General features: G+C 71.5%; 21 protein-coding genes. 1 reads left to right on the plus strand and 20 read right to left on the minus strand.

The features are described from left to right. The first annotated feature begins 308 nt into the window (after window positions 1-308). Window positions 309-1,106 (plus strand): tyrosine-protein phosphatase, encoded by a 798-nt coding sequence (locus tag ACZ4E1_RS37815; RefSeq protein ID WP_467548191.1) that lies wholly within the window; start codon window positions 309-311, stop codon window positions 1,104-1,106. A gap of 15 nt (window positions 1,107-1,121) precedes the next feature. Here ACZ4E1_RS37815 and ACZ4E1_RS37820 read toward each other — a convergent pair whose 3' ends face one another. The 20 genes from ACZ4E1_RS37820 to ACZ4E1_RS37915 all read right to left on the minus strand — a co-directional run bounded on the left by ACZ4E1_RS37820 (window position 1,122) and on the right by ACZ4E1_RS37915 (window position 22,263). After that, window positions 1,122-1,286, minus strand: coding sequence for a DUF6126 family protein (locus tag ACZ4E1_RS37820; RefSeq protein ID WP_467548193.1), 165 nt, complete (start codon window positions 1,284-1,286; stop codon window positions 1,122-1,124). A gap of 10 nt (window positions 1,287-1,296) precedes the next feature. After that, window positions 1,297-1,923, minus strand: a complete 627-nt coding sequence (locus ACZ4E1_RS37825) for a helix-turn-helix domain-containing protein (RefSeq protein WP_467548195.1) — start codon at window positions 1,921-1,923, stop codon at window positions 1,297-1,299. A gap of 92 nt (window positions 1,924-2,015) precedes the next feature. Then, entirely contained in the window at window positions 2,016-3,401 is a 1,386-nt protein-coding gene (locus tag ACZ4E1_RS37830; RefSeq protein ID WP_467548197.1) for an aspartate aminotransferase family protein, read from the minus strand. Further along, entirely contained in the window at window positions 3,398-5,287 is a 1,890-nt protein-coding gene (dxs, locus tag ACZ4E1_RS37835) for a 1-deoxy-D-xylulose-5-phosphate synthase (RefSeq protein ID WP_467548199.1), read from the minus strand. The genes ACZ4E1_RS37830 and dxs overlap by 4 nt, the downstream gene beginning before the upstream one ends. A 33-nt stretch (window positions 5,288-5,320) precedes the next feature. Then, a complete protein-coding gene (gene ispG / locus ACZ4E1_RS37840) occupies window positions 5,321-6,487 on the minus strand; it encodes a flavodoxin-dependent (E)-4-hydroxy-3-methylbut-2-enyl-diphosphate synthase (RefSeq protein WP_467548201.1) in 1,167 nt (388 codons plus the stop codon). Window positions 6,488-6,494: 7 nt separating this feature from the next. After that, window positions 6,495-7,517 carry an adenosyl-hopene transferase HpnH gene (gene hpnH, locus ACZ4E1_RS37845; protein ID WP_467548203.1) on the minus strand — a complete coding sequence of 341 codons (1,023 nt, stop codon included), beginning with the start codon at window positions 7,515-7,517 and terminating at the stop codon, window positions 6,495-6,497. Between the two features lie 5 nt (window positions 7,518-7,522). Further along, a complete protein-coding gene (locus ACZ4E1_RS37850; RefSeq protein WP_467548204.1) occupies window positions 7,523-8,182 on the minus strand; it encodes a phosphorylase family protein in 660 nt (219 codons plus the stop codon). After that, window positions 8,182-10,188: a squalene--hopene cyclase gene (gene shc / locus ACZ4E1_RS37855; protein WP_467548206.1), complete on the minus strand. Its 2,007-nt coding sequence runs from the start codon at window positions 10,186-10,188 to the stop codon at window positions 8,182-8,184. The genes ACZ4E1_RS37850 and shc overlap by 1 nt, the downstream gene beginning before the upstream one ends. A 102-nt stretch (window positions 10,189-10,290) precedes the next feature. After that, window positions 10,291-11,358, minus strand: coding sequence for a polyprenyl synthetase family protein (locus ACZ4E1_RS37860; RefSeq protein ID WP_467548208.1), 1,068 nt, complete (start codon window positions 11,356-11,358; stop codon window positions 10,291-10,293). 53 nt (window positions 11,359-11,411) lie between these two features. Continuing rightward, the gene (hpnE, locus tag ACZ4E1_RS37865; protein WP_467548210.1) at window positions 11,412-12,800 is read right to left on the minus strand and encodes a hydroxysqualene dehydroxylase HpnE; all 1,389 of its coding nucleotides are present in this window, start codon (window positions 12,798-12,800) and stop codon (window positions 11,412-11,414) included. After that, window positions 12,797-12,943: a hypothetical protein gene (locus tag ACZ4E1_RS37870; protein ID WP_467548212.1), complete on the minus strand. Its 147-nt coding sequence runs from the start codon at window positions 12,941-12,943 to the stop codon at window positions 12,797-12,799. The genes hpnE and ACZ4E1_RS37870 overlap by 4 nt, the downstream gene beginning before the upstream one ends. Then, window positions 12,943-13,893: a presqualene diphosphate synthase HpnD gene (hpnD, locus tag ACZ4E1_RS37875; protein WP_467548214.1), complete on the minus strand. Its 951-nt coding sequence runs from the start codon at window positions 13,891-13,893 to the stop codon at window positions 12,943-12,945. Before hpnD ends, ACZ4E1_RS37870 begins: the two co-directional genes overlap by 1 nt. Beyond that, window positions 13,890-14,801, minus strand: a complete 912-nt coding sequence (gene hpnC / locus ACZ4E1_RS37880; RefSeq protein WP_467548216.1) for a squalene synthase HpnC — start codon at window positions 14,799-14,801, stop codon at window positions 13,890-13,892. Before hpnC ends, hpnD begins: the two co-directional genes overlap by 4 nt. A 427-nt stretch (window positions 14,802-15,228) precedes the next feature. Continuing rightward, on the minus strand, window positions 15,229-16,014 hold the full coding sequence (locus ACZ4E1_RS37885) for an ABC transporter ATP-binding protein (protein ID WP_467548218.1): 786 nt from the start codon (window positions 16,012-16,014) through the stop codon (window positions 15,229-15,231). Further along, entirely contained in the window at window positions 16,007-16,951 is a 945-nt protein-coding gene (locus ACZ4E1_RS37890; RefSeq protein WP_467548220.1) for an ABC transporter permease, read from the minus strand. The genes ACZ4E1_RS37885 and ACZ4E1_RS37890 overlap by 8 nt, the downstream gene beginning before the upstream one ends. Window positions 16,952-17,045: 94 nt before the next feature. Beyond that, window positions 17,046-17,891 carry a glycosyltransferase family 2 protein gene (locus ACZ4E1_RS37895; protein ID WP_399127387.1) on the minus strand — a complete coding sequence of 282 codons (846 nt, stop codon included), beginning with the start codon at window positions 17,889-17,891 and terminating at the stop codon, window positions 17,046-17,048. 44 nt (window positions 17,892-17,935) lie between these two features. Beyond that, window positions 17,936-18,715: a CDP-alcohol phosphatidyltransferase family protein gene (locus ACZ4E1_RS37900; protein WP_467548222.1), complete on the minus strand. Its 780-nt coding sequence runs from the start codon at window positions 18,713-18,715 to the stop codon at window positions 17,936-17,938. Further along, complete coding sequence (locus ACZ4E1_RS37905) at window positions 18,693-19,760, minus strand: iron-containing alcohol dehydrogenase family protein (RefSeq protein ID WP_467548224.1); 1,068 nt, start codon at window positions 19,758-19,760, stop codon at window positions 18,693-18,695. Before ACZ4E1_RS37905 ends, ACZ4E1_RS37900 begins: the two co-directional genes overlap by 23 nt. Beyond that, entirely contained in the window at window positions 19,748-20,500 is a 753-nt protein-coding gene (locus tag ACZ4E1_RS37910) for a phosphocholine cytidylyltransferase family protein (protein ID WP_384621241.1), read from the minus strand. The genes ACZ4E1_RS37905 and ACZ4E1_RS37910 overlap by 13 nt, the downstream gene beginning before the upstream one ends. Then, window positions 20,497-22,263, minus strand: a complete 1,767-nt coding sequence (locus ACZ4E1_RS37915; protein ID WP_467548245.1) for a DUF5941 domain-containing protein — start codon at window positions 22,261-22,263, stop codon at window positions 20,497-20,499. Before ACZ4E1_RS37915 ends, ACZ4E1_RS37910 begins: the two co-directional genes overlap by 4 nt. Window positions 22,264-22,546: the final 283 nt, after the last annotated feature.

Below are 22,546 nucleotides of genomic sequence, written 5' to 3' on the forward strand. Positions count from 1 at the left end.
TCCGAATTCCCCCTGGCCTGCCTTTTCTTGATCGTTCACGCCTTTACTGTGTCACCCTGCGTCTACCTCGCCCGCTTTACCGGCGCCTTACCGTAAGGAATTCCCGGGAAAGCCGTCCGGAAGATCCACCACGGACCGTCACGGATATGACGCTGCTCACGCGACGGGTGACAACGTCCGTAAATCTATGGACAGTTAATGATGAATAGGCCAAAACGGACACATGGTTGCCCTCTGAATCCATGTCGTATCGTCGGGAGCGCGCCCGCCGGCGAGCAGCGCCGGTGACCCGACCGGGAGGAGCACCCGTGACGCAGCACGCCCCGTCCACCGAGCCCGAGCTGACCGGAGTGCGCAACTTCCGCGACGTGGGCGGCCTCCCCACCGTGGACGGCCGGCGCGTGCGCCCCGGCGTGCTCTTCCGCTCCGGTCACCTCGCCCACGCCACGGCCGAGGACGCGGCGTTCCTCTCCGGGCTCGGCCTGCACACGATCTTCGACTTCCGCAACGCGGCGGACCAGAAGCTGGAGGGCGCCGACGTCGCGCTGCCCGGCGTGCGCAATGTGAACCTGCCACTGTCGGACCCGGCGGACGGCTCCGAGTTCTGGAAGATGGTCCGCGACGGCGACATGGACCAGCTGCGCGCGCTGCTCTCCGGGGGCCGCGCCGCGGACCGCATGATCAATTCGTACCGGTCGATCATCACCGACCGCACCGCCGAGCACGGCCGCGTGCTGCGCGCCGTAGCCGAGGACAGCGTGCCCGCGCTGATGCACTGCGCGGCGGGCAAGGACCGCGCCGGACTGTCGATCGCCGTGACGCTGCTCGCGGTCGGCGTCGAGCGCGAGGCCATCGAGGCGGACTACCTGGAGTCGAACGCGAAGCACCGCCGCTACAAGGTGCACCGCAGCTCCACCTCCCCGGACGCCTACTCCCCCGAGGTCATGGAGCTGCTCAGCCCGCTGTTCGACGCCCGCGCCGAGTACCTGCGCGCGGCCTTCGAGACCATCGAGCAGCACTGGGGCGGCACGGAGCGCTACTTCGCGGAGGGTCTCGGCCTCACCGCGGCCGACCGCGACCGGCTGCGGGAGCGCCTGCTCGACTGACGGCCGCGGGTGCGCCTACCGGTTCGCGCCCAGGGTGAAGAGCAGGTAGATGAACGCGGCGAAGGCGTGTCCCGCGAAGACGTAGAGGAGAACGCGCACCAGGATGCCGCGCGGCATCTTGTCCTCGATGTTGCGGGCGGCGGGCTTCGGGGCGTCGGTGGGCTCGGTCGCGTCACTCATGTCGGGCCTCTCAGACCTCTCGGATCGGAGCCGACGCCGGGCCGAGGCACAGGGCGGCGGTCGGACTCTGCAGCAGGGTGTGGACGAAGAGCAGCTCGGCCCCGGACCGGTCCGCCGCGGCGATCCGGTGCGGGGTGAGCGAGTCGAAGTGGGCGCTGTCGCCCGGCTCCAGCCGGTACGAGGTGTCGCCCAGGCGCAGGGTGAGCCGCCCCTCCAGGACGTACAGCCACTCCTCCCCCGGGTGCACCCGCACGATGTCGCCCTGGGTGCCGTACGGGACGTGGACGCGCAGCGACTGCATGGCGCGGCCGGGCGAACCGGCCTGGAAGTAGGTCCAGCCGCCGGCCTCGGTGGGCTCCATGGCGGCGGACCGGACGACGGCGTCGCGGTCGGCCGGGGTCTCGCCGAGCAGTTCGGAGACCGTGGTGCCGTAGATCCGGGCGAGCCCGAGCAGCATCGGCAGCGAGGGCTGGCGCTGCCCGGTCTCCAGACGGGACAGATGGGCCGGGGACAGACCGGCGGAGCGGGCGGCGGCCTCCAGGGTGAGGGAGGCGCGGCGGCGCAGGGCGCGCAACTGGGGTGCGACGGCGGGCAGCTCCGGCGGTTCCGGAGTACCCTCCGGGGAGGCAGGGCTCATGCTGACGATTCAGCCAGAAGCCTGCCTCCCCGGCAAATTACTTGCCTCAGAGGCAAGAATCTCCGCGGTTTCCGGTCAGCCGCTTGCGGCGGTCACCGGTTCGCGACCGCCTGCTTGATGAGCGTCTTGCTGAAGTCCCACATCAGCCCGCCCCCGCTGTGCGCGTCGTCCATGACGGCGGTGAACGCCTCGACGAAGCGCTCGACGTCCGCCTCGTCGATCACCAGCGGCGGGATCAGCTTGATGACCTCCAGATGGTCGCCGGAGACCTGGGTGAGGATGCGGTGCTTCTGGAGCAGCGGCACCACCACCATCTGCGCGAACAGGCCCTTGCGGGCGGCCTGCAGCATGGTCCAGCGGCTGCGCAGCTTCAGGGACTTGGGCCGGCCGAACTCGATGCCGATCATCAGGCCGCGCCCGCGCACGTCGCTCAGCAGCTCGTAGCGGTCGGTCAGCGCGCCGAGCCGGGAGGCGAGCAGGTCGCCCATGGCGCGGGCGTTCGCGACGATCTGGTCGTTTTCCATGACCGACAGGACGGCGAGCCCGGCGGCCATGGCCTGCGCGTTGGAGCCGAAGCTCGCCGAGTGGACGAGCACCCGGTCCATGGACGAGTAGACCTTCTTGAAGATCCAGTCCTTGCCGAGCGTCGCGCCGACCGGCACATAGCCGCCCGACAGCGCCTTCGCGACACACACGAGGTCCGGCTCGACCCCGTCCTCGTGCTGGTACGCGTAGAAGTCGCCGGTGCGGCCGAGGCCGGTCTGCACCTCGTCGGCGATGAGCAGCGCCTTGTGCTGGTGCAGCAGTTCCTGGGCGGCGCGCAGATAGCCGGGCGGCGCCTCGTGCACGCCCTTGCCCTGGATCGGCTCGACGATGAGGGCGGCGACGTCCCCGCGCTTCAACTCCCGGGCCAGGGCGTCGAGATCGCCCAGCGGCACGGCGGTGTCGGGCAGCAGCGGGGCGAAGCCGTCGCGGAAGCCGTCCTCCCCGTTGACCGAGAGGGAACCCGTCGTCAGACCGTGGAAGGCGTGCGCGCAGTACAGGACGCGCGGCTTGCCGGTCGCGTACCGGGCGAACTTGAGGGCGGTCTCCACGGCCTCGGTGCCGCTGTTGCCGAAGAACACCCGGTCCAGGTGCGGGCTGTGCGCGATCAGCTTCTCGGCGAGCAGACCCGGCAGCGGCTGGCAGTCGAACCGGGTGAGGTCGGCGAGCGAGGCGTCGAGCACGTCGTGCAGCGCCTTGCGCACCACGGGGTGGTGCCGGCCGAGGCCCATGACGCCGAACCCGGCGAGCATGTCCAGGTAGTCGTGGCCCTCGGCGTCCCAGAAGTGCGCGCCCTCGGCCCGCTCGTAGACCTTGTCGAAGCCGATGGTGTGGAGCATCTTCGGCAGCTGGTGGTTGAGGTACCTGGCGTGCAGCTCGTACCGTTCGGCGCCGCGCTCGGCGAGCAGCGTGCCGAGGTCGAACTCCTTGTTCATGCGTCGTTCTCCTTGCCGGCCGTGAGGCCGAGACTCGTACCGATCCGGCCCGCGATCTCGACGGGGGTCAGACCGATGTCGGCCAGTACCTCGGCACGTTTGGCGTGGGCGAGGAACTGCTCGGGGATGCCGAAGCGCCGCACCGGCACGTCGACCTCCGCGTCGGCGAGCGCGAGCGTGACGGCCGCGCCGACGCCCGCGCTGCGGCTGTTGTCCTCGACGACGGCGACCAGGTCGTGCTCCGCGGCCAGCGGGGCGAGGTCGGGGTCGACGGGCTTGACCCAGCGCGGGTCCACGACGGTGCAGCCGACGCCGCGGGCCCGGAGCAGGTCCGCCGTCTGGAGGCAGACGGGCGCCATGACGCCGACGGAGACGAGCAGCACGCGCGCGTGCGTGTCCCGGCTCAGGACGTCGATTCCGCCGATCCGGTCGACTGCGGGCACCGACGGGCCCACGGACTCCTTCGGGAAGCGCAGCACGGTCGGCGCGTCGTCCACGGCTACGGCCTCGCGCAGCTGGGCGCGCAACTGGTCGGCGTCGCGCGGCGCGGCGATCCTCAGGCCGGGCACGACCTGGAGCATCGACATGTCCCACATGCCGTTGTGCGAGGGACCGTCCACGCCGGTGACGCCGGCCCGGTCGAGCACGAACGTCACCCCGCACTTGTGCAGGGCCACGTCCATGAGGACCTGGTCGAAGGCCCGGTTCAGGAAGGTCGCGTAGACGGCGACGACGGGGTGCAGCCCGCCCGTGGCGAGCCCGGCGGCCGACACGGCGGCATGCTGCTCGGCGATGCCCACGTCCCACACCCGGTCGGGGAACTGCTCGGCGAACTTGGTCAGGCCGACGGGGTGCAGCATCGCCGCGGTGATCGCGACGACGTCCTCGCGCTCCTTGCCGATCCGGGCGATCTCGTCGCCGAACACCGAGGTCCAGGACGGGCCGCCCGACGGGGTGAGCGGCTCGCAGGTCAGCGGGTCCATGACGCCGACGGTGTGGAAGCGGTCGGCCTCGTCGGCGAGCGCCGGCTCGTAGCCGCGGCCCTTCTCGGTGAGGCAGTGCACGAGGACGGGGCCGTGGAAGCGCTTCGCGCGGCGCAGCGCGGACTCGACGGCGCCCACGTCGTGCCCGTCGATCGGCCCCACGTACTTCAGACCCAGGTCCTCGAACATGCCCTGCGGCGCGAACGCGTCCTTGAAGCCCTTCTTCGCGCCGTGCAGCGACTCGTACACGGTGTGCCCGACGACGGGCGTGCGCAGCAGCACGTCCTTGCCCCAGGCGAGGACCTTCTCGTACGAGTCGGTGGTGCGCAGGGTCGCGAGGTGGTTGGCGAGGCCGCCGATGGTGGGCGCGTAGGAGCGCTCGTTGTCGTTGACGACGATGATCAGCGGGCGGTCCTTGGCGGCGGCGATGTTGTTCAGCGCCTCCCAGGCCATGCCGCCGGTCAGCGCGCCGTCGCCGATCACGGCGACGACATGCCCGTGCTCGCCCTGCACCTGCCGCGCCTTGGCGAGGCCGTCGGCCCAGCCGAGCGCGGTCGAGGCGTGCGAGTTCTCGACGATGTCGTGCTCGGACTCCTCGCGGGACGGGTAGCCGGACAGGCCGCCCTTGCCGCGCAGCTTCGAGAAGTCCTGGCGACCCGTCAGGATCTTGTGGACGTAGCTCTGGTGCCCGGTGTCCCACACGAGCTTGTCGACGGGCGACTCGAAGACCCGGTGCAGGGCGACGGTCAGCTCCACCACGCCCAGATTGGGTCCCAGATGGCCGCCGGTTCTCGCGACCGCGTGGATCAGGAACTCCCTGATCTCCGCGGCCAGTTCGCCGAGTTCCTCCTCGCTCAGCGCCTTCAGGTCGCGCGGTCCCCTGATGTTCTCCAGAATCGTCACGCTCGAGCCCCCTTCCCGTCCGTACTCAAGACCTCAGCTCACGGTGACGTCGGGCGGGCCCGACGCGACGCCGTCCTTCTCCATCTGTTCGGCGATCTTCATCGCCTCGTCGATGAGCGTCTCGACGATCTTCGACTCGGGGACCGTCCGGACGACCTCGCCCTTGACGAAGATCTGCCCCTTGCCGTTGCCGGACGCGACACCCAGGTCCGCCTCGCGCGCCTCGCCCGGTCCGTTCACGACGCAGCCCATGACGGCCACCCGCAGGGGGACCTCCATGCCGTCGAGGCCGGCGGTCACCTCGTCGGCGAGCTTGTACACGTCGACCTGCGCGCGTCCGCAGGAGGGGCAGGAGACGATCTCCAGGCGGCGCGGGCGCAGCCCGAGCGACTCCAGGATCTGGCTGCCGACCTTGATCTCCTCGACCGGCGGCGCGCTCAGCGAGACCCGGATGGTGTCGCCGATGCCCTCGCTCAGCAGCGCGCCGAAGGCGACGGCGGACTTGATCGTGCCCTGGAACGCCGGTCCCGCCTCGGTGACGCCGAGGTGGAGCGGGTAGTCGCAGGCGGCTGCCAGCTGCCGGTAGGCGTTGACCATGACGACCGGGTCGTTGTGCTTCACCGAGATCTTGATGTCGCGGAAGCCGTGCTCCTCGAAGAGGGACGCCTCCCACAGCGCCGACTCGACGAGCGCCTCCGGGGTCGCCTTCCCGTACTTCTGGAGCAGCCGCCGGTCCAGGGACCCCGCGTTCACCCCGATACGGATCGGCGTGCCGGCCTCCGAGGCGGCGCGGGCGATCTGCTTGACCTGGTCGTCGAACTTCTTGATGTTGCCGGGGTTGACGCGGACCGCCGCACATCCCGCGTCGATCGCCGCGAACACGTACTTCGGCTGGAAGTGGATGTCCGCGATCACGGGGATCTGCGACTTGCGCGCGATGGTCGCGAGCGCGTCGGCGTCGTCCTGGGTGGGGCACGCCACGCGCACGATCTGACAGCCGGCGGCGGTCAGTTCGGCGATCTGCTGCAGCGTGGCCCCGACGTCCGAGGTCCGGGTCGTCGTCATCGACTGCACGGACACGGGTGCGCCGCCTCCCACGGCCACCGCCCCGACCTGGATCCGGCGGCTCGCGCGCCGCTCGGCGACCGGTCGGGCCGGTACCTCGGGGAGGCCCAGTGAGACGGGCTCTCCGGTGCTCACGGCGCCGTCACCCACGGTTCCCGGCGACGGTCTCGGTCATCGCGCGCAGGGACTCCTTCAGGGAGCCCATGGTCGCGAGGACCGCGGTCGGCTCGTAGCCGCAGTGCGCCATGCAGTTGGCGCAGCGCGGGTCCTTGCCGCGCCCGTACGCGTCCCAGTCGGTCTTCTCGATGAGCTCGCGGTACGTGGGCACGTAGCCGTCGCTCATCAGGTAGCAGGGCTTCTGCCAGCCGAACAGGGAGTAGTTCGGGATCGCCCACGCGGTGCACGGGAAGTCGACCTTGCCCTCGAGGAAGTCGAGGAACAGGGGCGAGTGGTTGAGCCGCCAGCGGCGCCGGTTGCCGCCCGCGAAGGCCTTCTTGAACAGTTCGCGGGTCTGTGCGACGCCGAGGAAGTGCTCCTGGTCGGGAGCCTTCTCGTAGGCGTAGGCGGGCGAGATCATCATCTCGTCGACCTTGAGGTCGTCGTTGAGGAAGTTGAGCACCTCGATGATGGTCTGCGGGGTGTCCGTGTTGAAGAAGGTCGAGTTCGTGGTGACCCGGAAGCCGCGCCGCTTGGCCTCCTTGATCGCCTCGACGGCCTCGTCGAAGACCCCCTCCTTGGCCACGGACTCGTCGTGGCGCTCCCGGAGCCCGTCGATGTGCACGGCGAACGCGAAGTAGGGCGACGGCGTGAACTTGTCCATCTTCTTGCGCAGCAGCATCGCATTGGTGCACAGGAAGACGTACTTCTTCTTGGCCACCAACTGGCGCACGATCTCGTCGATCTGAGGGTGCATCAGAGGTTCGCCGCCGGCGATGGAGACCATCGGCGCACCCGACTCCAGGACCGCGCCGACTGCCTGCGCGACCGGCATGCGCTGCTTGAGCACACCGGCCGGGTGCTGGATCTTGCCGCAGCCCTCGCACTTGAGGTTGCACGCGAAGAGGGGTTCCAGCTCGACGATGAGCGGGAACTTGTCCCGCTTGCGGATCTTCTGTTCAGCGAGATACGTCGCAACCTTGATGGACTGACGAAGCGGCATGGCCATCTGGCTCACCTCCGGGGGAGCAGCAAAGAACGGTGCCATTCGAAAAAAGCGGGAAGGACGGCACGAAGGACACGGAAAGCCGATAGTCCACCGCGAAGCGTGCCGATCCGGACGAGTTCATGTTCTGGAGAGTCCACGACCACCCGGACGGCCGCAACCGGGCGGCCCTCCGCGGGCCCGGTCGCGGCGGCCGTGCGCAGCGTGGCCGCGGACTCCATGTCGACGGCGATCGCGCCGGTGGCCAGCAGATCTCCGCGCTCGGGGCCGCGCACCACATGGTCGGACCCGATCAGCGGCCCCGTGTGCACGGTCCGCCCGGGCACGGCCCTGACCAGCTCTTTCACCAGCAGCTCGGTGCCCACACAGGGCGTACTGCCGTACGGGTCCCGGGTCTGCTCGGCGACGACGAGGTCACCGGGGTGCATCCCGGGGGCGAGGCCCGCGCAGAAGCCGGTGGCGAGCACGGCGGCCTCGTGCAGGGCCGGGTCCGCGAGGGCCCGGCTCGTGGCGCGCTCGGCGGCCCGGGGGCCCATGCCGGTGCGCAGGACCGTGGCCGGGATCCGGGCGCCGCCGGTGCGCAGGGCGAGGTGCTCGATGCCCAGCGCGCAGGCGATGAGCAGCGGCGCGGTGTCCGGCGGGCGTCCGGCCGCCGGGTGCTCGGTCATCAGCTCCCCTCGGCCGGGGCCGCGGTGCGGTCGGTGAACGGTTCGCCGTGGACGTACCGGCCCAGCGCGGTCAGCGGGAAGACGTGCCGGTACAGGTGGTAGTTGATGGAGAAGTCCCAGGGGAAGCCGGTGCCGGTGAAGTACGGCTCGTCCCAGGTGCCGTCCTCGGTCTGGGTGCCGGCGAGGAAGGCGACACCGCGCTCGACGGCCCTGGAGTCCCGCTCCCCGGCCGCGAGCAGCGCGAGGAGCGCCCAGCCGGTCTGCGAGGCGGTGGAGACGCCGCGCCCCTTCCAGTCCTCGTAGCGGTACGAGCGCAGGTCCTCGCCCCAGCCGCCGTCGTCGTTCTGCACGGATTCCAGCCAGGCGACCGCGCGGCGGATCGCGGGATGCGCCGTGGGCAGTCCCGCGGCGACGAGGGCGGGCACCACGGACCCGGTGCCGTAGACGTAGTTGACGCCCCAGCGGCCGAACCAGGCGCCGTTCGCCTCCTGTTCGGCCAGGAGCCACTGGATGCCGCGGCGGGTGCGCGGGTCCTGGGCGCGGCCCTCGACGGCGAGCATCTCGACGACGTGCGCGGTGACGTCGGCGGACGGCGGGTCGATGACCTCGCCGAAGTCGCAGAACGGCAGCCGGTTGGGGAACGGGCTGGTGTTGTCGACGTCGAAGGCGCCCCACGCGCCGTTCTTCGACTGCATGCCCAGGTTCCAGCGCACGCCGCGCTCGATCGCCCGCTCCATGCGCGGCCGGTCGGGATGGTTCACCCGGCGCAGGGCGAGGACGACCTCGGCGGTGTCGTCGATGTCGGGGTAGTTGTCGTTGTGGAACTCGAACGCCCAGCCGCCGGGCTCCAGTTGAGGTCTGCGGACGGACCAGTCGCCGGGCCGGTCGATCTGCTCGTCGAGCATCCAGTCGGCGGCCTTGACGAGCGCCGGATGGTCGGCGGGCAGTCCGGCGTCGGCGAGCGCGATGGTCGCCAGGCACGTGTCCCACACCGGCGACTGGCAGGCCTCGATCATCCGGGCCCCGTCCTCGCGCCACACCGCGAACCGGTCCAGGGACTCCAGGCCGGCCTTGAGCACCGGGTGGTCGAGGTCGTAGCCGAGCAGGTGCAGGGCGATGACCGAGTAGACGGCCGGGGGCTGGATGCCGCCCCAGCAGCCGTCGTTCTCCTGGCGCTCGATGATCCAGCGGGCCGCCGTGTTCATCGCGGCCTTGCGCAGCGGCTTGAGGGCCACCTTCCGGTAGCCGTGCATGAGCTGGTCGAGCCGCTGGAACGCGCCGTCCCAACTGGCCACGGGCGCCAGGGGTCTGCGCGGGTTCGGATCCCGGGGGTCGGTGTGCAGTTCGTCGAGCGGGAAGGGCGCGGGCCGCACGGGACGCTTGGCGGACACGACGGTGAGCGGCACGATGGTCTGCCGGGCCCAGCAGCCGAAGTCGTAGATGTTGAGCGGCATCCACTTCGGGAAGTAGATGAGCTCGGGCGGGAGTTCGGGCAGGTCGTCCCACTTCCACCAGCCGAACAGGGCCAGCCAGATGCGGGTGAAGACGCGGCTGGCCGCGATGCCGCCGCGCTCGCGGACCCACGCGGACGCTCGGGCCATGTGCGGGGCGTCCGGCTCGTCGCCCGCGAGGCGCAGGGCCACGTACGCCTCGACGGTGGCCGACAGGTCGCCGGGGCCGCCGTAGAAGGTGGCCCAGGCGCCGTCCTCGCGCTGCTCGCCGCGGATGAAGAGGGCAGCCGCGTCGGTGGTCGCCCGGTCGCGAATGCCCAGGAACTGGCGCAGCAGCAGGTCCTCGGCGTCCATCGTCACGTTGGTGTCGAGGTCGCCCTTCCACCAGCCCCGCGCGTCCTGCCGGGCGAGCAGGAACTCGGTGGCACGCTGTATGGCTCGTCCGGCGGCGGCTCGTGCCCCGGCCGCGTCGGGCGTCGCCCCCGTGGGGGCGGTGGTGGCCGCGGTCGCCTCGGGAGCGGGTGCTCCGGTGCTTCCGTCGGTCGTCGCTGTCATGGCTATCCCTTCACGCAGTGGAGCTGAATGCTGGGTAACCGTCGGCCGATGCCCCGGTGGAACACCGGCCGGCGACTGCGAGCTATATGGAGCCGATGGCGATCATCTCTTCCGTACGACGACGAAGTCGGCGAGCGCGGCGAACTGCGCGCGCACCGAGGCGGGCATCTGGACCGTGTCCAGGGCTTCGAGGGCGACGGCGTGCTGGCGCCGGGCCTCCTCGGCGGTCCACTCGCGTCCGCCGGCCTCCTCGATGAGGGCGGCGCGGGCGGCGAAGTCCTCCTCGGTGAAGGTGTCGAAGTCGACGTTCTTGGCGTCGGCGGCGAGGATCTCGCCGAGCCGCTCGGAGGCGGGACCGCCGGCGCCGAGCGCGGCGACGACGGGCAGCGACTTCTTGCGCTGACGCAGGTCGCTCCAGGTCTGCTTGCCGGTCGACTCGGGGTCGCCCCAGATGCCGAGCAGGTCGTCGACGGCCTGGAAGGCGAGGCCCAGGTGGTAGCCGTACTTCTCCAGGGCGTCGGCGGTGGCGTCGTCGGCGCCGCCGAGGACGGCGCCGATGGAGGAGGCGCAGGCGAGCAGGGCGCCCGTCTTGTTGCCCTCCATCTCCAGGCACTCCTCGACGGTGACGCGCTCGCGGTGCTCGTAGCTGATGTCCTGCGCCTGGCCGTCGATCAGGGCGCGGCTCGCGGTGGTGAGGCGGCGCGTGGCGCGGCCCGCGTCGACGGTCTCCAGCTCGAGGAGCACCTCGTTGGCCAGCGCGAACAGGGCGTCGCCGACGAGGATCGCCTGGGCCGGGCCGTGCACCTTCCACACGGTGTCGCGGTGGCGGCGCTGCTCGTCGCCGTCCATCAGGTCGTCGTGCAGCAGCGAGAAGTTGTGGACCAGTTCCACGGCGACGGCGCCGGGGACACCGATCTCGGGGGCGGCTCCGGCGGCCTGTGCGGAGAGCACGGCGAGCGCGGGGCGCACGGCCTTGCCGCCGTCCCCGTCGGACGGGTTGCCCGCGGCGTCGATCCACCCGAAGTGGTAGGCGGCGACGGTGTCCATGGGCGGGGCGAGGCGCTCGACGGCCGCCTTGAGCACCGGCGTGGCCAGCGTTCGGCCGCGCTCCAGAAGCGCGGTCACGTCCACCGCGTCGGCAGCCGCTTCGGCCGAGGGCACAGGTGGCACAGTCTCTCCTTGTTGTACGGGTGTCGGCGCTTGCGCCGTGGGAAGTTCGATGCTCACGCCGCCTCCCGGAACAGATGGCCGCGGGGGCGGTCGAGGGCGGCGAGGGCCGCGTCGGCGGCACTGACACCGCTGCGCACCGCGCCTTCCATGGTCGCGGGCCACCCGGTGGCGGTCCACGCGCCGGCCAGATACAGGCCGGGGGCCTTGGTGCGGGCCGACGGCCGCAGCGCGCCGACGCCGGGGGTCGGCGCGAACGTGGCGGTCCGCTCCCGGGTCACGAAGAAGTCGTGGATCTTGGCGCCGCGCGCGGCGGGCAGCAGCCGCTCCAGCTCGGGCAGGTAGCGCTCGCGCAGCACGGCGACGGGTTCGTCGATCTCGTCCTGGGCGGCGGACTGCGAGATCGCCAGGTACTGGCCCTCGGTCAGCCCGGAGGCCTCGGTGCGGTCGAAGACCCACTGCACGGGCGAGCCGAGCGCGGTGAAGAAGGGCTGCTTGAGCACCTTGCGGCCGTAGACGACGTGCAGGTTGAGGATCGGCGAGGTGCCGATGTCGAGCAGTCGCTCCGGGGCGTCGAGCGCGCCGCCCGGCAGCAGGTCGTGGGCCTCGCGCTGGGGTACGGCGAGCACGACGGTGTCGGCGGTGAGGACCTCGCCCGAGGCGTCCGGACCTTCGGGGACCTCGACCGCCCAACGTCCGTCGTGCGTGCGGGAGACGGAGCTGACGCGGGTGCGCAGGGCGATGCGCACGCCGGCGGCGTCGAGCGCCTTGCGGGCCAGGGTGTCGTGGAGTTCGCCGAGGGGGACGCGCGCCCAGCCGATGTCGGCGGCGCCGTTCTCGGACAGCAGTCCGGTCTTGAAGACCATCGCGGCGAGCCCCAGCGAGGACTGGCCCGCCACCGCGTTCAGGGTCGCGACGCCGACGAGGTCCCAGAGCGCCTCGACGGCCCGCGGCGACTGGCCGTGCGCGGCGAGCCAGGAGCCGAAGTCCTGGGTGTCGAGCGCCGGGTCCAGCGGGTCGAGGGCCTTGAGGGCGAGCGCGGCGCGGCCGACCTTGGCCCGCTCGGCCAGGGACAGGTGCGGGTACGTGGCCAGGCTCTTCGCCAGGTGCAGCGGCACGGGCAGCCCGGAGCGGCGCAGCCGGCCGAGCCGGCCCCGGTCGGCGTCGAGCACGGGGACGTCGAGCCGGTCCTGGAGCGGTGCGAGCGCCGTGGCGTCGATGCGGTCCAGGAACCAGCGGTAGGCGGTGCAGCAGCGCAGGTACACGTGCTGTCCGTTGTCGACGGTGAGGTCGCCGCGCTTGAAGGAGAAGGCGAGCCCGCCGAGCCGGGGGCGCCCTTCGAGGAGCGTGACGTCCATGCCGCCGTCGGCGAGGGCCAGCGCGGCGGTGACTCCGGCGAGGCCGCCTCCGACGACGACCGCGCTCCGCCTCTGCGTCTCGCTCATGCGCCCTCCCCCTCGGCGGTCGCGGCGGGTGCGGTGCCCTCGCGGCGGGCCGTCGTCTGCTGGGACGCCGGGCCGCGGTGGAGGGTTGCGCGCCGCTTGCGGGCGGCGCCGGGGGCCGGACGGGTGCCGGGTCGCTGGGTCATCAGGCGCGCCCCCGCAGTGCGGCGCGCGAGACGGTTCTCGCGTCGAGTCCGGACAGACCGCGCACGGCGACGTACGCCTTCTCCCGGCCGGGCAGGGAGACGCGACCGCGCAGCACGCCCTCGGGATCGCGCTCGATGCGGTCGAGCAGGCGGCGGTAGATGCCCGCCATCGCGGCGACGCAGGCGCCGGAACGCCGGTCGAGCATGGGCAGCAGCCGGTAGCCCTCGGCGAACAGGGCGCGGGCGCGCCGCACCTCGAAGTGGACGAGGCCCGCGAAGTCCGAGCCGGGCGGCGGGGTGGGCCCGTCGAACCCGGCGGAGCAGCCGAACTTGGCGAGGTCGTCGGCGGGCAGGTAGGTGCGCCCGTCGGCGGCGTCCTCGCGCACGTCCCGGAGGATGTTGGTGAGCTGGAGCGCGAGACCGAGCGTGTCGGCGTACTCCGGCGCCCGCTCGGCTCCGCGCGCCCCGGGTTCGGTGCCGAACACGCCGAGCGAGACCCGGCCGATGGCCCCGGCGACGCACCGGCAGTAGACCTTGAGGTCGTCCCAGGTCTCGTACGTCTGTCCGTTCAGGTCCATGACGACGCCGTCGATGAGCTCGTCGAGCCCGCCGAGCGGGATCGGGAAGCGGTGCGCGGCGTGCGCGAGCGCGACGGCCACCGGGTCGGTGTCGTCCTCGGCGACCTCGCCGTCGCGGACCCGGGCGAGCAGGGCCCGGGTCTCGTCGAGCCGCTGGGCCTTCACGTCGGGCGCCAGCGTGCCGTCGCCGATGTCGTCGACGCGGCGCGAGAACGCGTACACGGCGGACATGGCACGGCGCTTCGCGGACGGCAGCAGTCGGATGCCGTAGGCGAAGTTGCGGGCCTGCCGGCCCGTGACGGTCTCGCAGTAGCTGTATGCGGCGAGCACCGGTGCCGACATCTGCTGGTCAGACTCCACGGCCTTGCTCACCCCTCTCCTCGCAGAGTCGCTCCCGCCTCGCGCAGCAGGCGGAGTCGATTGGGCCTGGGCGGTCCGGGCAGGACGTCGTACGAGGCGTCGGTGATCGCGTGCACCGCCGCCTTCCCCCCGGCCACGAACCCGGCCAGCAGCAGCTTCAGCCTGCCGGGGACGCTACCCACCAGGGGGGTGCCTTCATTCAGCAGCTCGCGGGCGCGTTCCGCCTCGTACGCGACCAGGGCGCGCACCGATGCGCCGGCGCTCGGCGCCGCGAGATCCGCTTCCTGGACGTGGAACCGTCGCATGTCCTCGGCCGGCAGGTAGATCCGGTCGCGGCCGAGGTCCTCGGCGATGTCCTGGAGGTGCTCGACGATCTGCAGCCCGGTGCAGACGGCGTCGGACCTGCGGATGCGCTCGGGGGTCGCGGTGCCGGTGATGGCGAGCACGAGCCGGCCCACCGGGTTCGCGGACAGCTCGCAGTAGGCGAGCAGGTCGTCCCAGGTCTCGTAGCGGGTGACGAGCTGGTCCTGGCGGTTGGCCCGCACGAGGCCGAGGAAGGGCTCGGGGGTGAGGGAGCGGCGCCGGACCGTGGGCTGCAGGGCGCGCAGCAGGGGGTGGCGCGGAGTCCCGTCGAAGACGCGCGCGAGGTCGGCCTCGAAGGCGTCGAGCAGCGGCAGCGGGTCGTGCGCCTTTTCGGGTGGTACGCCGAGGTACCGGGCGTCGGCGCCACCGGGGTCGAGGTCGCCGTCGCCGATGTCGTCGACCAGGCGCGCGAAGCCGTAGACGGCCATCAGGTCGTCGCGCCAGGCGCGGGGCAGGAAGAAGGGGGCCACCGGAAAGTTCTCGTCGGCGGCCTTGGCGAGCGTGGCGTCCTGCGGGGCCTGCACGGCTTCCGGGCGCACGCGAGGGGATGCGGTCACCGGGCGCGGCCCGCTTCCGCGAGGACGGCGAGAGCCTCGTGGAGCTGGACAGTTTCCATAGCCATTGCCGTCACATCTCCCGTTCTACACTGCGGACCCAATACATCCTATTTCGGACACGCCGCCCGGCCTCCCGCACGGCGAGCTCTCCCCCTCCGGTCCGGGGTGCCGCGTATTATCGCCCCACTTGCCGCGAATCGGCACCGGTACAGCTTACGTTGTACAACGCGACGTGCCACGACGGGGCATTCCGCGCATCACAACAACACACCGATCGGAGTCAAGATTCCTCCGGGGCAGGGAAGTTGACCCGACCTTGACCTTGATCGTCACATAGTTGGCGACTACAGACATATCGCAGGCCCCACCGGGTGAACACCGGTGGGGCCTGTGATGACGCGTGCGACGGCGACAGGGTTGAGAAGCTTCACTTACCGGTGAACTTCTCGTACTCCTTGAGGACCTCGTCCGTCGGTCCGTCCATCCGCAGCTCGCCGCGCTCCAGCCACAGGACGCGGTCGCAGGTGTCGCGGATGGACTTGTTGTTGTGGCTCACCAGGAAGACCGTTCCGGCCTCCTTGCGCAGCTCGCGGATGCGGGCCTCGGAGCGCTTCTGGAACTTGCGGTCACCCGTGGCCAGGGCCTCGTCGATCATGAGGACGTCGTGGTCCTTGGCCGCCGCGATGGAGAAGCGCAGGCGCGCCGCCATGCCGGACGAGTAGGTCCGCATCGGCAGGGTGATGAAGTCGCCCTTCTCGTTGATGCCCGAGAAGTCGACGATCTCCTGGTAGCGGGCCTTGATCTGCTCGCGGGACATGCCCATCGCGAGACCGCCGAGGATCACGTTCCGCTCGCCGGTGAGGTCGTTCATCAGCGCCGCGTTCACGCCGAGCAGCGAGGGCTGGCCGTCGGTGTAGACCTTGCCCTTCTCGGCCGGCAGGAGGCCCGCGATGGCGCGCAGCAGGGTCGACTTGCCCGAGCCGTTGGAGCCGATCAGACCGATCGCCTCGCCGCGGTAGGCGGTGAAGGAGACACCGCGCACGGCGTGCACCTTGCGCACGCCCCGCTCCTCGCCCCGCTTCACGATGCGGCTCAGCGCCGCGGTGGCGCTGCCCTTGCCGGTCTTCGCGCCGTTGACGCGGTAGACGATGTGCAGCTCGTCCGCGATCACCGTGGGGACGCGGGCGCCCTGTTCCTTCTCGAGATCAGCCACGGCCGTACCGCTCCTCTGCCTTCCAGAAGTAGACGAAGCCGACGACGCCGAAGAGGACCGCCCAGCCCGCCGCGAACGCCCACACGTGCGGGGGCAGGTACGCGGACCCGTAGCCGTCCGACCGCATGAACGCGTAGCGGATCAGGTCCATGTAGATGGAGGCCGGGTTCCACTGGAGGACGTCGCCGACCCAGGACGGAACGCCCTTCTTGCCCTCGAGCATCGCCGGGATGCTGAACATGACGCCCGACGCGTACATCCACGTACGCATCACGAACGGCATCAGCTGCGCCAGGTCCGGCGTCTTGGAGCCCGCCCGCGCGAAGATCAGCGCGAGGCCGGTGTTGAAGCCGAACTGGAGGACCAGCGCCGGTACCACCAGGAGCCAGGACCAGCCGGGGAGGATCCCGAAGCCCAGCATGATCAGCACGAGCACGATCATGGAGAACAGCAGCTGCTGGAGCTGCTGCAGCGCGAACGAGATCGGCAGCGAGGCCCGCGGGAAGTGCAGCGCCCGCACCAGGCCCAGGTTGCCGGAGATCGCCCGCACGCCCGCCATCACCGAGCTCTGCGTGAAGGTGAAGACGAAGACACCGGTGACCAGGAAGGGCACGTAGATGTCGTGCGGGATGCCCTTACGGGCACCGAGCAGCAGTCCGAAGATGAAGAAGTAGACCGCGGCGTTCAGCAGCGGGGTCGCCACCTGCCAGACCTGGCCGAGCTTGGCCTGGCTGTACTGGGCGGTCAGCTTCGCCTGCGAGAAGGCGAGGATGAAGTGCCGCCGGCCCCACAGCTGCCGTACGTACTCGTTCAGACCGGGGCGGGCCCCGCTCACGGACAAGCCGTACTTGGCGGCGAGCTCGGCAGGGGAGAGCCCGTCGTCGGGCGACGGGGCCGCGCTCACCGCGACACCGCCGTCATGCGTTGTCTCACTCACAAGGGGAAACTTTCGTCTTCAAAAGCGCAGCCTGGTGGGGCATGGGCGGGAGCCAGGGACCGGGTTCGGCCCGATGCTCTCAGACTCGAGCTTGTCAGATGACAGGAGGTCGTCCCAGTCGGGTCAGGCGCCACACCGTACGCCACTTCATGGGGCGCCGGGCGCCGCAGGGCGTCGTCCAGCCCTCCTTGAAGCCGCCGAGCCAGGCCTTCAGCGCGGGCCCGGAGGGACGCCGGGCCAGCGTGAGCAGCAGCCACACGCCGAGGTACACGGGGACCAGGGGCGCGGGCAGGTTGCGGCGGGCGAGCCAGACCCGGTTGCGGGCCACCATGCGGTGGTAGACAGCGTGCCGGGACGGGGCCGTGGTCGGGTGGTGCAGCACCATGTCGGCGCGGTAGTCGATCAGCCACCCCGCGTCGAGGGCACGCCAGGCGAGGTCGGTCTCCTCGTGGGCGTAGAAGAACTCGTCCGGCAGTCCGCCGACCTCGGCGACGACCCGGGTCCGCAGGGCGTTGGCCCCGCCGAGGAAGGTCGTCACGCGCGAGGAGCGCATCGGGTCGGCGGCCCGCAGCCGCGGCACGTGCCGGCGCTGGGTCTCGCCGGTCTCCGGGTCCGCGATGCGGAAGCTGATGATGCCGAGCTCCGGGTCGGCCGCGAACGCCTCCCGGCACAGCTGGGCGGTGTCGGTCAGCGGCAGCAGGCCGTCGTCGTCGAGGAACAGCAGCACGTCGACGTCGGAGCCGGACGGGCCGAAGGCCTCGATGCCGACGTTGCGGCCGCCGGGGATGCCCAGGTTCTCGGGCAGCTCGACGGTCCGTACGCCCTCGGGGACGTCCGGGACCGGGGAGCCGTTGCCGACGACGACGACCTGGACCGGGTCGCCCTCCTGCTTGGCGACCGAGTCGAGCAGCGCGCGCAGCTCGGCCGGGCGGTTGCCCATGGTGATGACGACCGCGCCGACCTTGAGCGGCGCCGGTACGGCGCTCACTTGAGCCTGCTCGAAGCGAGGATGGACACGAGGTGCAGCAGCGTCTGCAGCACGGCGATGCCCGCGAGGACGGCCACGCCGAGGCGGGTGAAGAACAGGTCGCCCCGGATCTGGTCCACGATCGCGAGGACCAGGATGAGCAGCGTGGCCTCGATGCCCAGGATCAGGCGGTGGAACTTCAGCGCGGCGGCGGCCTTGCGGGCCAGCGCCATGCCGGAGGAGCGCATCTCGGAGGCGGACTCCTTGACCTGCTCCTTGCCGCTCGCCGCACGGGCGAGGCCGACGAGGTCCGTCTCGGCCTTGATCATGATGGCGCCGAGCGCGGCGAGCGTGCCGAGGAAGGCCCACAGCCAGTCGATCCGGCCGCTCCCCCACAGGTCCGCGGCGCGCAGGCCGAAGCCGACCAGGACGGCCGCGTCGGTCAGGTACGCGCCGACGCGGTCCATCCAGACGCCCGCGAGCGAATACTGCTTGCGCCAGCGGGCGATCTCGCCGTCGACGCAGTCAAGGAGCAGGTACAGCTGGACCGCGACGACGCCGAGCACGGCGCCCCAGACGCCCGGGACGAGCAGCGCCGGGGCGGCGAGGACACCGCACACCGTCATCAGGTAGGTCAGCTGGTTGGGCGTGACCTTGGTGTTCACCAGGTGGCGGTCCACACGCAGCGAGACCTCGCGCATGTAGAGCCGGCCCATCCAGTGCTCACCGCTGCGTCGGTCCTTCACCCCGGCCGGGTGGACGACCGGGCGCAGTTCAGCTACCGATGGTTTTTGCATAGTCGGCGTAGGCGTCCCTGATCTGGTCGGTGGACAGGTCGAGGTGTTCGAGGATCGTGTAGCGGCCCGGCCGGGTCTGCGGAGCGAACTCCACGACCTTGACGAACTCGTCCACGGTGAACCCGATCTCCTCCGGCAGCACGGGCAGGCCGTGGCGGCGCAGCACCTCGGCCATGTACGCGGACTCCTCGCGGGCACCGCGCAGGTGCATCGCGAAGGCCGCGCCGAGGCCGCACTGCTCGCCGTGGCTGGCGGCGCGCTTGGGGAAGAGGAGGTCGAAGGCGTGGTTGATCTCGTGGCAGGCGCCGGACGCCGGCCGCGAGTCGCCGGAGATCGACATGGCGATACCGGTCAGGACCAGACCCTCGGCGAGCACCTGCAGGAAGCCGTCGTCGCCGACGCCACCGGGGTGGCGCAGGACGGCTTCGCCTGCCTGGCGGGCCATGGCGGCCGCGAGGCCGTCTATGTCCTCGCCGCGCTCGCGGGCGGCCAGCTCCCAGTCCGCGACCGCGGAGATGTTGGACAGGGCGTCGCCGATGCCGGAGCGCACGAAGCGGACCGGGGCCTCGCGGATGATGTCGAGGTCGATCACGACGGCGATCGGGTTGGGCACGCCGTAGCTGCCGCGGCCCGCGTCGTTGTCGAGGGTCGCCACGGGCGAGCACAGGCCGTCGTGCGACAGGTTCGTCGCGACGGCGACCAGCGGCAGACCGACCCGGGCCGCGGCGAACTTGCCGCAGTCGATGATCTTGCCGCCGCCGAGCCCGACGATCGCGTCGTAGCGGCCGGCCCTCTTCACGTCGTCGGCGAGCTGGATGGCGTCGTCGAGCGTGCCGCCGTCGACCTCGAACCAGTCGGCGTTGGGCAGCGACGGGGCCAGCCGGGTGCGCAGGGCCGCGCCCGAGCCACCGCTGATCGCGATGGCCAGGCGCCCCGTGGACGACGAGATCCTCTGGTCGGCGAGGACACCGGCGAGGTCGTTGAGCGCCCCCGGCCGGATGTCGACGACGACCGGCGAGGGAATGAGCCTCGTCAGTACTGGCACGCGATCTCCCGGGCCTTGGCGAGGTCCTCGTGGTTGTCGATCTCGACCCACGGGACGTCGCCGATCGGAGCGACGTCGACCTTGAAGCCGCGGTTCACGAGCTCCTGGTAGCCGTCCTCGTAGTACAGCTGCGGGTCACGCTCGTACGTGGCCTTGAGGGCGTCGGCGAGCTCGTCGGCCGCCTCGCCCTCGATGAGGGTCACACCGATGTACTCGCCCGTGGCCTCGGCCGGCTCCATGAGCTTCGTGATCTTCTGGACGCCCTTGGCGGGGTCCACGACGACCTTCATCTCCTCGTCGCCCAGGTTCTTGACCGTGTCGAGCGCGAGGATGATCTTCTTGCCGTCGCCGCGGGCGGCGAGCAGGGTCTTCTCGACGGAGACCGGGTGCACGGTGTCGCCGTTGGCGAGGATCACCGAGTGCTTGATGGCGTCACGGCCGCACCACAGGGAGTAGGCGTTGTTCCACTTCTCGGCGACGTCGTTCTCGATGAGCGTCAGCTTCAGGCCGTACTTCGCCTCCAGCGCCGCCTGGCGCTCGTAGACGACCTCCTTGCGGTAGCCGACGATGATGCCGACCTCCGTGAGGCCGATCTCGGCGAAGTTCTTGAGCGTGAGGTCGAGGACGGAGAGCTCGTTCTCGGTCCCCTCGCCCACGACGGGCACCAGCGCCTTGGGGAGCGTCTCGGTGTAGGGGCGGAGCCGGCTGCCGGCGCCGGCGGCCAGGACGAGGCCGATCATGCGGGTTCTCCTTCATCGTGAACGGCGGGTGCCCCGCGGCGGGCGGAGGCGACCCAGAAGCGGATGCTCTCGGCGAGCACCACGAGTGCCACGAGCACGGCGCAGGCCGTGAGCGCGACGGTGAAATCTGTGGCGGTGAGCAGCGCGGCCAGCACGGCGACCACCAGGGTCCGGCCTTCGTGCCCGCCGATCGTTCGGACCAGCCACCGGGGCGGCGCGCCGGTGCCGCCGCGGATGCGGTACACCGTGTCGTAGTGATGGTAGGCGACCGCCGCCACCAGTCCGAAAGCAGCGGGCAAGGCACCGTTCACGTCCGCGCGGGCCGCGAGGACCAGGATCGTGAGGTACTCGGAGGCCCGGAAAATCGGGGGGACGAGCCAGTCGAGGGCGCCCTTGAGGGGGCGGGCGACGGCGAGGCCCGACGTGACGCAGTACACGGCCGCGGCGACCACGGGCCAGACGCTGCCGAAGTCCGTGAGCGCGCTCACCGTGACGACCGCCACGCCGCCGATCGCGGCGACGACGGGCGCGGCGGCGCTCCGCCCGATCCGGGCGACGGACTCGGCGAGCGGGCCGGAGTCGGCGAGGTCGGCGAGGGCCTCGGCGGCCCGGTCGGTGCGGTGGGCCCGGCGGGTCAGCGAGCGCAGGACGCGGCCGGCGGTGGTGTAGCAGGCGGCGAGCGCGCAGCCGATCAGCAGCATGTAGAAGGTGATGCGCGGGGTGGTGAGCGCGGTGAACAGGGCGATGAGCGCCCAGCGCTCGCCGATCGGCAGCACGATCATCCGGCGCACCCAGACCGTCCAGCCGACGCTGTCGAGCTTGTCGGAGAGAGCGGCGGTGGGGCTGGTGTTGGCGGTGGCGTCGTGGTTCGCCTCGTTGAAGGAGAAGTCGACGACGTGCCGGCAGGTCTGCAGGACCATGGCACCGAGCGCGAGGGCCCACACGTCGTCGCCGGACGCGTTGGCCGCGCCGAGGGCGAGGCCCGCGTAGTAGGCGTACTCCTTGGCCCGGTCGAACGTGGCGTCGAGCCAGGCTCCCATCGTCGAGTACTGCAGGGAGTAGCGGGCGAGCTGCCCGTCGGTGCAGTCCAGGACGAAGGAGAAGAGGAGGAGCACGCCCGCGGCGACGAAGCCGGGCCGGGTGCCGGTGGCCGCGCAGCCCGCCGCGATCAGGGCGGTGAGCAGCGACGCGGTGGTGACCTGGTTCGGGGTCAGACCGCGGCGGGCGCACCAGCGCGCGATGTAGCGGGAGTACGGGCTGATGCAGTACGTGGTGAAGAAGCCGTCCCGGGCCTTGACCGCGGTGCGCAGCCGGATCGCCTCGTCGTCGACGGCGGCGACGGCCTGGCGGACCTCGTTGCGGGCCTGCGGATCGGCGGGCACGGCGGCGACGAGCTCGCCGAGCTCGGGCCGGTGCACGTCGGTGCCGTCGGCCTCGATGCCGTGCGCCAGGGCGTCGGGCGTGATGCCCGTCTCCTTCGCGGCCCGTTCGAGCGCCGGGCGGGCCGCGGCCTGCGCGGTGACGGCGCCGGGGATCGCGGAGGCGGGAAAGCGCGGGTCGGTGAGGCCGAGGCGCAGGGCGTGGACATGGCCCACGAATCCCGCGTCGACGACCGCGACGCGCTGGTCGCCCGGGACGCCGGCGAGCGCCGCTGCGGCGTCCGCGGGGTCCGGGGCGAGCCGTACGTCGAAGCCGAGGGCCCGCAGATCGCCCTCCAGGGACGAGCCGGGCACCGGCTGACCGGTGACGATGGCGGTCGACAGACGAACTCACTCCTCGGTGCCGGCGCACGGGCGCACCGGTCTCGCGCACGATCAGGGGGGCGCCCTGGGACCCCTGCACAGCAGGGTCGGCCGGGCGGCATGTCGGCAGAGGCTATCGGATGACGGGAAGCGGACGTTCACCGCCCGTTTACGGCCCGACAAGCCTCTGTCCCCTGCGGTCCGGGCGGGCGCCGCCGTCGCACGACGGGCCCCGGGCCGCGCGGTCATCATTGTCGATCAAGGCCCCGGGCCACAAACCCTGGGCCTACGGCGTCCCGCTTAG

Source organism: Streptomyces sp. NPDC025806 (genome assembly GCF_055558275.1).

Bases quoted from the DNA above. Each gene is read 5' to 3' on its own strand.
- ACZ4E1_RS37910 (WP_384621241.1), bottom strand. From the start codon at position 20,500: ATGATCGGCCTCGTCCTGGCCGCCGGCGCCGGCAGCCGGCTCCGCCCC.
- hpnE (WP_467548210.1), bottom strand. From the start codon at position 12,800: ATGAGCGAGACGCAGAGGCGGAGCGCGGTCGTCGTCGGAGGCGGCCTC.
- ACZ4E1_RS37820 (WP_467548193.1), bottom strand. From the start codon at position 1,286: ATGAGTGACGCGACCGAGCCCACCGACGCCCCGAAGCCCGCCGCCCGC.
- hpnH (WP_467548203.1), bottom strand. From the start codon at position 7,517: ATGGCCATGCCGCTTCGTCAGTCCATCAAGGTTGCGACGTATCTCGCT.
- ACZ4E1_RS37900 (WP_467548222.1), bottom strand. From the start codon at position 18,715: ATGCAAAAACCATCGGTAGCTGAACTGCGCCCGGTCGTCCACCCGGCC.
- ACZ4E1_RS37830 (WP_467548197.1), bottom strand. From the start codon at position 3,401: ATGAACAAGGAGTTCGACCTCGGCACGCTGCTCGCCGAGCGCGGCGCC.
- ACZ4E1_RS37870 (WP_467548212.1), bottom strand. From the start codon at position 12,943: ATGACCCAGCGACCCGGCACCCGTCCGGCCCCCGGCGCCGCCCGCAAG.
- ACZ4E1_RS37895 (WP_399127387.1), bottom strand. From the start codon at position 17,891: ATGGGCAACCGCCCGGCCGAGCTGCGCGCGCTGCTCGACTCGGTCGCC.
- ACZ4E1_RS37850 (WP_467548204.1), bottom strand. From the start codon at position 8,182: ATGACCGAGCACCCGGCGGCCGGACGCCCGCCGGACACCGCGCCGCTG.
- shc (WP_467548206.1), bottom strand. From the start codon at position 10,188: ATGACAGCGACGACCGACGGAAGCACCGGAGCACCCGCTCCCGAGGCG.
- ACZ4E1_RS37825 (WP_467548195.1), bottom strand. From the start codon at position 1,923: ATGAGCCCTGCCTCCCCGGAGGGTACTCCGGAACCGCCGGAGCTGCCC.